Annotated in this window: 7 protein-coding genes; 2 read left to right on the forward strand and 5 right to left on the reverse strand. The window is 68.2% G+C overall.

Annotated elements, in window-relative coordinates:
* Positions 1-231 precede the first annotated feature (231 nt).
* From BGO91_RS09750 to BGO91_RS09770, 5 genes are all read right to left on the reverse strand, one after another.
* Positions 232-834: a cadmium resistance transporter gene (locus BGO91_RS09750; RefSeq protein WP_290472566.1), complete on the reverse strand. Its 603-nt coding sequence runs from the start codon at positions 832-834 to the stop codon at positions 232-234.
* Between the two features lie 49 nt (positions 835-883).
* Positions 884-1,435, reverse strand: a complete 552-nt coding sequence (locus BGO91_RS09755; RefSeq protein ID WP_290472567.1) for a signal peptidase II — start codon at positions 1,433-1,435, stop codon at positions 884-886.
* Complete coding sequence (locus BGO91_RS09760) at positions 1,432-3,330, reverse strand: cation-translocating P-type ATPase (RefSeq protein WP_290472568.1); 1,899 nt, start codon at positions 3,328-3,330, stop codon at positions 1,432-1,434. Before BGO91_RS09760 ends, BGO91_RS09755 begins: the two co-directional genes overlap by 4 nt.
* Entirely contained in the window at positions 3,327-3,686 is a 360-nt protein-coding gene (locus BGO91_RS09765) for a metalloregulator ArsR/SmtB family transcription factor (protein ID WP_290472569.1), read from the reverse strand. Before BGO91_RS09765 ends, BGO91_RS09760 begins: the two co-directional genes overlap by 4 nt.
* A 256-nt stretch (positions 3,687-3,942) precedes the next feature.
* Positions 3,943-4,887 carry a LysR family transcriptional regulator gene (locus BGO91_RS09770; protein ID WP_290472570.1) on the reverse strand — a complete coding sequence of 315 codons (945 nt, stop codon included), beginning with the start codon at positions 4,885-4,887 and terminating at the stop codon, positions 3,943-3,945.
* 121 nt (positions 4,888-5,008) lie between these two features.
* On the opposite strand from BGO91_RS09770, the gene BGO91_RS09775 reads away from it, so the two are divergent.
* The gene (locus BGO91_RS09775; protein ID WP_290472571.1) at positions 5,009-6,556 is read left to right on the forward strand and encodes an amino acid decarboxylase; all 1,548 of its coding nucleotides are present in this window, start codon (positions 5,009-5,011) and stop codon (positions 6,554-6,556) included.
* Positions 6,557-6,611: 55 nt separating this feature from the next.
* Positions 6,612-7,574, forward strand: a 963-nt coding sequence (locus BGO91_RS09780) for an amino acid permease (RefSeq protein ID WP_290472572.1), incomplete at its 3' end; no start/stop codon positions are given.

The raw sequence follows: 7,574 nt of genomic DNA on the forward strand, positions 1-7,574 counted from the left end.
AGCGCTACCTCGCCCGACACCTCTATCGGACCCTCAACACCCTCTACGCCGCACCCGAGACAAGTTGACAAACATAGAAGCGTCGAAAGCCCGGCACGCAGCCGCGGGAGCGAACTACGATCGACGGCCAGGCAGACGAACAACCCAACAACACGGGGCCGCCCGCGGCTCCATTCAGGTTTTGCCGGGCCGGGTGGTTCGATGGGTCGATCGGGACTGGATACGTAGGATCTACGTCGGAATGCCGAAAGCGCCGCCGCTCACGAGAATGAAGATGCCTAGGCCGATGAGGACGATGGGGAACAGGACGTGTTCCCATCGTTCGAGGAGTTCCGCGATCGGTCGACGGGTGGTGACGAATTTGGCTAGGCCAACGAGGGCGGCGACCAGGACCAGGAACACGACGCAGTATGCAACGGTGGCTGCTGGGCCGACGCTGAGGAAGACCGGGACGTAGACGCCGATGTTGTCCCCGCCGTTTGCGAAGGTCACCCCGGCGACGGTCCACACAGCGACCTTCTTGCCCTCGACTTTTGCGTCATCGTCGTCTTCGCGCTTGCGCCAGGCCTGCCATGCAGCCCGCAGACCCAACGCCAACGGGATTAGTCCGAAATAGGGGATGACCTGTGGTGGGAGGAACGCTCCAGCGCCGAGTGCCACAAGAACGGACGCGCCCAGGATGCCGATGAATCCGAGGTACTGTCCGATCAGGATGCGGCTTGTGGTTCCCCGCTGGCCGGAGCCTCGGGCGAAGAACAGTGAGAGCACAATGATGTCGTCAATGTTCGTGGCCATGAAAAGGCCGATCGCCTGCAGTACCGACGACAGGATCATGAGCCCGCCGTCGCGCTGTTGTGATTCCTGTGTTCGACGGCCATCGTCGTTACCTCCTAGTCTGGTGCGGACGTCGAAGGTAGAGCAGGAGTGCGAGACCCAGACCGACGCCGAGGGCGATATCGGCGAGGTTGCCGATGAAGAGGTTGCCGTAGGCGAGGAAGTCGGTGACGTGTCCGCGACCGAATCCGGGAGGGGCGAATAGTCGGTCGAGGAGGTTGCCGATTGCGCCGCCCCACAGGAGCCCGATCGCGACCGCCCACCCGGTCGAGCGGACGCGCGTGGCAGCGATGAGTAGAGCGACGGAGGCCACGGTCGCGATGATGGTGAGCATCCACGTTGAGTCGGATCCGAGGGACATGACTGTGCCGGGGTTGAATGCGAGCTGTAAGCCGAGCCAGTCCCCGAGGAGTGGGATGCGGCCTACTTCGCTGAGCTGGGCGGCGGCGAGGGCTTTGGTGCCTTGGTCGATCAGCACTGCGCCGCCGGCGACGCCGCAGGCAAGCAGGAACAACGCCCGCCGCACACTCGTCCCTTCGGTGTTGTGGGAACGTAGCTTCACGGATTCCGCGCCCGGCGGTGTGGGGGCGGAGCCCGTCATGCCTTCTCCCGCCGTGCTGCGCGGAGCCCGTTGAGGATGACGATGACCTCCGCGACCTCGTGCACGAGCACGACTGCAGCCAGCCCGAGAACGCCGGTGATCGCCAGCGGCAGCAGGACCGCGATGATTGCGATGGACAACACAACGTTCTGGTTGATGATGCTACGTCCGCGACGGGCGTGGGCGATGGCCTGTGGGATGAGGCGCAGGTCGTGGCCGGTGAAGGCAATATCGGCGGATTCGATCGCGGCATCGGCGCCCTTGGCTCCCATCGCGATGCCAACGTCGGCGGCAGCGAGAGCCGGCGCGTCGTTGATGCCGTCTCCGATCATGGCGGTGGGGTGGGACTTCGACAGTGCCGTGACGGCGGTGGCCTTGTCCTCGGGACGAAGCTCGGCGCGCACGTCGTTGATGCCGGCCTGTGCGGCGAGTGCCGCGGCGGTGCGGGCGTTGTCGCCGGTGAGCATCGTGACTCCGATCCCGCGGCGGTTGAGCGCGGCGATCACTTCGGGTACCTCAGGGCGGAGCTCGTCCCGCACCCCGATCGCCCCGGCCGGCTGGTCGTTGCGGTGGACGATGACGACGGTCATTCCCTCTGACTCCATCGCCTGCACCTCATCGGCCAGCGTGCCAGTATCCAGCCACCTCGGGCTGCCTACCGCGAGACGAGCAGCATTCAGCGTGCCCTGGATGCCGTGCCCGGCGGTCTCGGTGACGTTTTCAGCGGCGGGGGCGTCGGGTGCCGCGCTGGTGATCGCTGTGGCAAGAGGGTGCGTGCTGTGACCTTCCAGGCTCGCCGCCCAGGCCAGTACCTCATCCTCGGTCGCGCCCATTGTGACGACGCGGGTCACGGTGGGCTCGTTGCGGGTCAGGGTGCCGGTCTTGTCGACGGCGAGGTGGCGGATGCCGCCGAACCGCTCGAACGCGGCCCCGGACTTCACGACGACGCCGAACTTGGAGGCGGCGCCGATCGCGGATACGACTGTGACCGGCACGGCGATCGCCAGAGCACACGGCGAGGCGGCGACGAGCACGACCAGGGCGCGGGTGATCCACAACTCGGGGTCACCGCTGAGCAGCGATCCGAGAACGCCGACTACCACGGCGAGGATCATCACACCGGGGACCAGGGGTCGTGCGATCCGGTCGGCCAGGCGGGCTCGGTCGCCCTTCTCGGTCTGCGCGTGCTCGACCAGTTCGACGATTGTAGTGAGTGAGTTGTCGGTGCCGGCCGCAGTGGCCTCGACCTCGAGCACGCCTGTGGTGTTGATCGATCCGGCCGACACGTCGGTGCCGGGGTCGACCTCGACCGGGATCGACTCGCCCGTGATGGCGGAAGTGTCCAGGCTGCTCCGTCCGGCTCGTACGATTCCGTCGGTGGCGATCCGTTCGCCGGGCCGTACCACGAGGATGTCACCGACGCGCAGGGTTTTCGCCTCGACCTCGGCCGTGGCTTCGCCGCGTTTGACCAATGCGGTATCGGGCACGAGTTTCAAGAGCGCCCGTAAACCTGCGCGCGCTCGGTCCATCGCCTTGTCTTCCAACGCCTCCGCGATGGAGTACAAGAACGCCAATGCGGCGGCCTCCTCGACGTAGCCGAGGATCACCGCGCCGGTGGCGCTGATCGTCATCAGTAGGCTGATGCCGATCTTGCCCTTGGTGAAAAGTCTGCGCAGCGCACCAGGCACGAAGGTGTACGCACCCAGCAGCAGACCGATCCAGAACAGCACCAGGCCGGCGGTCTGAGCGCCGGTCCATTCGCACACCAGACCAGCGACGAACGCGACACCGGATGCGATTGGGATCAGGACGCTCGGGCTCCGATACCAAGGCCGGTCGTCGTCATCGTCGTCCAGGTCGACGTGTTCGAGCTGGGAACCTTTGACCGCGCTCATGCTCCTGCCTCTCCAGCCAGGCAACCGTCAACGCCGCAGTCCGGGTCCATGCACGGCACGCTTTCGTCGACTGCGAGCGTCACGTCGACCAGTGCACTCAGGGCGCGGGCAAGGTGTGGGTCGGCGACTTCGTATCGGGTCTGGCGACCTTCGGGCTCGGCTACCACAATGCCGCATCCGCGCAGACAGGTGAGGTGGTTGGACACGTTCGAGCGTGAGAGCCCCAGCTCGCGGGCGAGCTCGGCTGGGTGGCTCGGGCCGGCAAGGAGGGTCAGAAGAATGCGCGAACGAGTGGGATCGGCCATCGCCCGGCCGAGCCGGTTCATCACATCAAGTCGGTCTGCAAGGGTCAGCATCCGATGACTATACACTGAGTGCTGAATAGTAGCGGCGGGAGTGCTTTGCGATCGGATCCCGTTCCTACCGAACGGCGGGCAACTGCTCCGCCGTCGCGTGACAACCATTTGACAACATTTCAACGAAATCGGGGAGCACCCAAGGACGCCCGGGTCACCTAAAACACCCGAGTTTTCGCGGATTCCTGCGCTAGGTTCCCTGGTTACAAGAGCCCGGCTAGAGTTCGAATCCCACGCCCTCCGCTTCACGTCACGCTCAAGGGGTCTCGCCCCGCGACGCCGACCGTACGGCGGCGAACCCGTCCCGGATGGCGGCGATCAGCTGCCGCACGGCGGGCGAGGGGTGGCGGGACGCATCCTCCGCCGAGGTCGCCACCAGGATGGAGCGGGCGAACGAGGGGTCGTTGATCGGCCGCAGGACGATCCCGGGGTGCTCGGTGGTGGTGGCGAGGCGCGGGATGAGGCCCACGACCATCCGGGCGGCGGTCATCCCGAGCAGGACCTGGAACTCGTCCGTCCGGATCGCGACGTCGAGAGTGTGACCTTCTGCGGCGAAGGCGTCGACGACGATGCGGTCCATCGGGTCGTCCACCGTCGTCGCGAAGACCCAGCGTTCGTCCCGCAGCGACAGGAGCGCGGGCACATCGATCGACGGACGCGACGCAAGCGGGTGGCCGACCGGGAGGGCGAGCATGAGCGGATCGCGGTGCACCTCGGTGGTCACCACGCCCGAGCGGAAGGGGAGTTCGTAGCCGGGCACGGTGTAGACGAGCGCGACATCCAGAGCTCCCCGATTCGTCTGCTCGACGAGCGCCGGCACCTCTTCCAGCAGCGCGTCGATCTCGATCCCGAGGTCGCCGATGCGGGAGGCGACGAACGGCAGGACGCTCGCCGCGGCGGTCGCGAACGTCCCGAACCGGAGCCGCACCCGCCCCAGCTCGCCGAACTCCCGCGCATCCCGGATCGCCCGCGCGCTCAGGGTCAGGACCTCCTGCGCCCGCTCGGCGAGGAGCACACCGACGGGTGTCAGCCTGCTGCCGCGGGGCGAGCGGGTCAGCACGGGGCAGCCGACCAGGCGCTCCAGGTTCTTCAGGTGGTAGTCCACCGTCGGCTGACCCCAGCCGAGCCGGCGGGCGGCGGCGGACACGGAGCCCTCCGCGTGCACGGCCGTGAGCGCTTCGAACTGCCGCAGATCGGCCATGGGATGCTCCCGTCCCTCTGTCGGTGACGCGCACGTGGAGCGCTCAGCCACATACAGTGTATGTGGGCAAGCCGAAGTTCCGGGTATTCTCCCGGCGGACGGCGGCCTTCACGATGGAGCAATGGCCTCCTCACGTCCCTCCCCGGTCGACGGCGTCCGTCCGCTCGCGCCCACGGCGGACCTCCGCCAGTGGGAGACGCCGTACGCCGACGCTCTCGACCGTCACGCCGCACGGGAGCAGATCCCGCTGATGGTTCCGGGGCACGGAGGCGACGGGCTGGGTCTCAGCGCCCGGCTCGCCGAATTCATCGGCGAGCGTCCGCTGCAGCTCGACGTGCCGATGCTGATGGACGACATCGATCTCGGGGAGGACTCCCCGTTGGGCCGGTCCCTCGACCTGGCGGCGGAGGCATGGGGGGCGCGACGCACCTGGTTCCTCACCGGCGGCGCGTCCCAGGGCAACCGGATCGCCGCTCTGGCCGTCCGAGGCCTCGGCGAGAACATCCTGTCGCAGCGCAGCGCGCATTCGAGCTTCAGCGACGGCGTCCTCTCGGCGGGACTGGTGCCCTCGTTCGTCCTCCCCTCCCTCGACACCGACCACGGCGTGGCACACGGCGTCTCGCCCGCGGCGCTCGATGATGCGCTGACCGCAGCGGCGGCCGACGGGCGCGCGGCCGACGCGGTCTACATCGTCTCGCCGAGCTACTTCGGCTCCGTCGCCGACGTCGCCGGGCTCGCCCGTGTGGCGCACGCACACGGTGCACCGCTGATCGTCGATGGCGCGTGGGGACCGCACTTCGGATTCCACCCCGAGCTCCCGGAATCGCCGGCGCGTCTCGGCGCGGATCTCGTGGTCTCGAGCACCCACAAGCTGGGCGGCTCGCTCACTCAGTCCGCGATGCTGCACCTCGGCTACGGCCCGTTCGCGGACGTTCTGGAGCCGCTGGTCGAGCGCGCGGTCTCGATCACGGCCTCCACCTCGACGTCCGCGCTGCTGCAAGCCTCGCTCGACATCGCCCGGCACTCCCTCGCGACCGGCGCCGAGCTGATCGGCGGGTCGATCGCGGCGGCCGACGCGTTCCGGGATGCGCTGCGCGACGACCCGCGGTTCGGCGTCCTCAGCGACGGGTTCGGCGCCTTCGACGACATCGTCGCCGTCGATCCGCTGCGCGTCGCGATCGACGTGTCGAACGCCGGTGTCAGCGGCCACTGGTTGCGCCAGCGCCTCGCCGACACGGACGGGATCTTCTTCGAGATGTCGACCGCGACCTCCCTCGTCGCCCTCATCGGCGCGGGCAAGACGCCGGATCTGCAACGCGCGCACCGAGCGCTCGCGGCGGCCGTCGACTCCGAGGACGCGCGGGCCCAGCGCTCCAGGGCGGCCGACCACGGGTTCCCTGCGCTGCCCGAGCCCGGCCCGCTGCGGATGTCGCCGCGCGAGGCCTTCTTCGCCGCCACGGAGCTCGTTCCCGCGGCGGACGCCGTCGGCCGCATCTCCGCCGACACCCTCGCCGCGTACCCGCCCGGGATCCCGAACCTCATCCCCGGCGAGGAGATCACGGCGCAGACCGTCGCGTTCCTCCACGCAGTCGCAGCCTCACCGTCCGGGTTCGTCCGCGGCGCCGCCGATCAGCGAGTCGAGCGGTTCCGCGTGACCCGCCTAGGCTGAATCGGCACGACGACAGCGGCCGACTCCGACCCCCCACCAATCAAAGGAGACTGGTATGCCCACGATCGCCCAGCAGCTGCTGCGCAGAAAACCGACGACGCCCCCCGAGGTCGAGGACGGGCAGCTGAAGCGCAGCATCGGCCTGTTCTCGCTGACGATGATCGGCGTGGGAGGGACGCTCGGCACGGGCATCTTCTTCATCCTGTCCCAGGCCGTGCCCGTCGCCGGACCGGCGGTGATCTGGTCGTTCGTGATCGGCGGCGTCGTGGCCGGCCTCACGGCGCTCTGCTACGCCGAGATGGCGGGGGCGGTCCCGGCGTCGGGTTCCACCTACTCGTACGCGTACGCGACCCTCGGCGAAGGCACGGCGATGGCGGTCGGGGCCTGCCTGCTGCTGGAGTACGGCGTCTCGACGGCGGCGGTCGCGGTGGGATGGTCGCAGTACGTCAACCAGCTGCTGCAGAACCTCTTCGGCTGGCAGCTCCCGGTGCAGCTCTCCCAGGCTCCCGAGCAGGGCGGCATCGTCAACATCCCCGCGGTCATCGTCATCGTGCTGTGCTCGCTGCTTCTCCTGCGCGGGGCGCGGGAGTCGACCACGGTCAACAGCATCATGGTGATCGTCAAGATCGCCGTCGTGCTGTTCTTCTGCGCCGTCGCCTTCACGGGCTGGAACGCCGACCACTTCCACAACTTCGCGCCGGCCGGGTTCGCGGGCATCGTCGGCGGTGCCGGCATCATCTTCTTCTCGTTCGTCGGCCTCGATGCGGTGTCGACGGCGGGGGAGGAGGCCAAGAACGCCAAGCGGAACCTCCCGCTCGCGATCATCTTCGCGCTCGTGATCATCGTGCTGCTCTACGTCCTGACCTGCCTCGCGGCCCTCGGAGCACAGGCGCCCGAGAAGTTCGCGAACCAGGATGCGGGACTCGCCGCCATCCTCCAGAACATCATCGGCTCGGCGTGGCCAGGGACCATCGTGGCGATCGGCGCGATCATCTCGATCTTCTCGGTGACGCTGGTC

The organism is Leifsonia sp. 71-9 (genome assembly GCF_001898805.1).
In the GTDB taxonomy this organism is placed as follows: domain Bacteria; phylum Actinomycetota; class Actinomycetes; order Actinomycetales; family Microbacteriaceae; genus Leifsonia.

What these genes read in the sequence shown, in the direction of transcription:
- BGO91_RS09750 (WP_290472566.1), bottom strand. Translation starts at nt 834, where the DNA reads ATGATCCTGTCGTCGGTACTGCAGGCGATCGGCCTTTTCATGGCCACG.
- BGO91_RS09770 (WP_290472570.1), bottom strand. Translation starts at nt 4,887, where the DNA reads ATGGCCGATCTGCGGCAGTTCGAAGCGCTCACGGCCGTGCACGCGGAG.
- BGO91_RS09760 (WP_290472568.1), bottom strand. Translation starts at nt 3,330, where the DNA reads ATGAGCGCGGTCAAAGGTTCCCAGCTCGAACACGTCGACCTGGACGAC.
- BGO91_RS09765 (WP_290472569.1), bottom strand. Translation starts at nt 3,686, where the DNA reads ATGCTGACCCTTGCAGACCGACTTGATGTGATGAACCGGCTCGGCCGG.
- BGO91_RS09755 (WP_290472567.1), bottom strand. Translation starts at nt 1,435, where the DNA reads ATGACGGGCTCCGCCCCCACACCGCCGGGCGCGGAATCCGTGAAGCTA.
- BGO91_RS09775 (WP_290472571.1), top strand. Translation starts at nt 5,009, where the DNA reads ATGGCCTCCTCACGTCCCTCCCCGGTCGACGGCGTCCGTCCGCTCGCG.